We start from the raw sequence: 2,220 nt of genomic DNA, 5'->3' as shown, positions 1-2,220 counted from the left end.
GCCCAGACCAACGAGGCCGGCACCGCGCTGGATGGCATCGTCCACGCGGTGGGTACGATCACCGACATGAACAGCCAGATCGCCACCGGCGCCGAGGAGCAGAGCCACGTCGCCGAGGAGATCGACCAGAACATCTCCCGCATAGCGGAGGTCTCCGACCAGACCGCGCGTGCGGCGCGGGAGAACGTGCAGGCAATGGAGGAGATCCGCCGCGAAGTCGGCGAGCTCCAGACGCTGGTCATGGACCTGCGTACGGGGACCTGACCGTCGGGCCGTAAGCGCGGCGGTCCCCGTGCCATCGCCGGGGCCGCTGTCCCGCCTTGCCGGCGGATCGTGCCGATGCCGGGACCGGCGCCGGCCGGCGGTCAGCGCTCCTGCGCGGGACGGTCCTCCCTGTCCGTGTCTTCCGCCCGGTCCGCCGACCTGGCGAACTCCTCCGGGAGTTCACCGTGATCGTGATAGTCGATGTACTCCGGGGAGACGGTGCCGCCGGAGATCACGAAGCTCATGGCCTGGTCCATGGTCCAGTCCGTGGAGGTAATGAACTCCAGCGGCACCAGCTCCAGGTAGCCGGAGGTGGGGTTGGGCGTGGTGGGGACGTAGACCGCCGCGATCCGGTCGCCGGTGCGGCGGTCGGTGAGCACCCGGGTGACGAAGCCGACGGTCTTCATGTCCCGGTGGGGGAAGGCGATGAGCACCACCCGCTGGACCTCGTCGGGCTGCTGCTGGAGCGCGCCGAGCAGCGCCTTGGTGGCGCCGTAGAGCTTCTTCACCAGCGGGATGTGATTGATCAGGCCGTCGAATCCCTCGATGATCCGCCGGCCCACGACACGACTGGTGGCCCAGCCGAGCAGCAGCAGCCCGAGCAGGGTGAGCAGCAGACCGACGGCGTTCTCGAATGCCGGCGTGACCATGATCGCCGCCACGTCCGGCGAGTACGGGCTCACCAGGCTCGCCAGCGTCACCACCCACGGCTGACCGAAATCGGACAGCCGCTGGGCGACGAAACGGAAGGTCACCCAGGTGATCCAGATGGGGATCACCGTGAGAACGCCGGCGAGGAAGTAGTTCCGGATGCGCCCGGCTAGGTTTGCGCTCATGCCTGCCCGGGGGTTGCCGTGGTGCTCTCCCCGAGATTACCCCGCATCGCTCAACGAGGACAGAGCGGGCTCGACGCCGGTGAGCCGCCCGGTCTCGAAGGTGAGCATCAGTGCGTCCGCCAGACTGGACTCGATAAGCCCGTCGTAGTCGGGGAACAATCGCGTCTCGAGCGCCTCCAGCCGGGTGTGGCGGGATTTCGTCTGCGGGTTGCGGCTGAGCAGCGCGCAGCAGTCCTTGTACTGCTCCGTGCCCATGTCGAAGGTACCGATGTCGCGGGCACGCTCGATGATCTCGTGCTTGTCCAGCCCCACCAGCGGGCGGAGGATCGGGACCGTGCCCGCCTGGGAGGTGGAGACCATGTTCGCGAGCGTCTGCGAGGCGACCTGGCCGAGGCTGTCGCCGCTGACCAGCGCGCTGGCGTGCAGGTTCGCGGCGACGTGCTCGGCGAGCCGGGTCATGAAGCGCCGGAAGAGGATCATGTCGTAGCCCTGGCTGTCCTGCCCGGTGAGAGCCAGGTCGAAGTGGGTATAGGGCACGAGCAGCAGCCGCGAGCGCAGGGTGAAGCGGCTCAGGTGCGCGGCGATGCGGGCGACGAGGTTGTTCCCGGCGTCTTCCGGGCGCAGGTGCGTGGCCGTCATGTGCAGGAAGTCCACACGGCAGCCGCGCTTGGCCATCATCCAGGCGGCCACCGGGGAGTCCATGCCGCCGGAGAGCAGCGAGAGCACGTGTCCGCCGGAGAATACCGGCAGGCCGCCCGGCCCACGCCGGCGGTCATGGTAGACGTAGACGCCCTCGGGGTAGATATCCACGTGGATGGCGCGGTCCGGCCGGCGCAGGTCCACGTGCTGCCAGCTCGTGGTCTCGATGATGCGTGCGCCGAGGCGTCGGGCGAACGCCTCGGAAGTCAGTGGGAAGCCCTTGTCCGCGCGGTTGACGCGCACGGCGAAGCTCCTGCCCTTCGCCGGCTCCGCCGCCTGGGCGAGGGCTGCGGATTCGATGGCGTCCACGTCCGGGCCGTCGCCGCCGGCATAGAGGGCGTCGCGGGGGAAGAACACCGCCGGCGCGAAGGTTGCGACGCCGGCGGTCTCGCCGACCGCCTCCAGCGCGCGTTCCAGCGCG

2 protein-coding genes and 1 pseudogene are annotated in these 2,220 nt (G+C 69.4%); 1 reads left to right on the top strand and 2 read right to left on the bottom strand.

All coding sequences use genetic code 11. From position 1 onward, the window contains the following. A pseudogene (locus G7A99_RS18345) lies at positions 1-264 on the top strand (methyl-accepting chemotaxis protein); the annotation flags it as partial. A 101-nt stretch (positions 265-365) separates the two neighbouring features. Here G7A99_RS18345 and G7A99_RS18340 read toward each other — a convergent pair. Both G7A99_RS18340 and thiI read right to left on the bottom strand, forming a co-directional pair. Beyond that, a complete protein-coding gene (locus G7A99_RS18340; protein ID WP_018717115.1) occupies positions 366-1,100 on the bottom strand; it encodes a DUF502 domain-containing protein in 735 nt (244 codons plus the stop codon). A gap of 36 nt (positions 1,101-1,136) precedes the next feature. Continuing rightward, positions 1,137-2,220 (bottom strand): tRNA uracil 4-sulfurtransferase ThiI (thiI, locus tag G7A99_RS18335; protein ID WP_163142892.1); only part of this gene is annotated, 1,084 nt, incomplete at its 5' end.

Source organism: Arhodomonas sp. KWT, assembly GCF_010993615.1.
This window is presented reverse-complemented; position numbering and strand designations above follow the sequence as displayed.

Excerpts from the sequence above, each read along its gene's own strand:
- G7A99_RS18340 (WP_018717115.1), bottom strand. The coding sequence starts at position 1,100 with ATGAGCGCAAACCTAGCCGGGCGCATCCGGAACTACTTCCTCGCCGGC.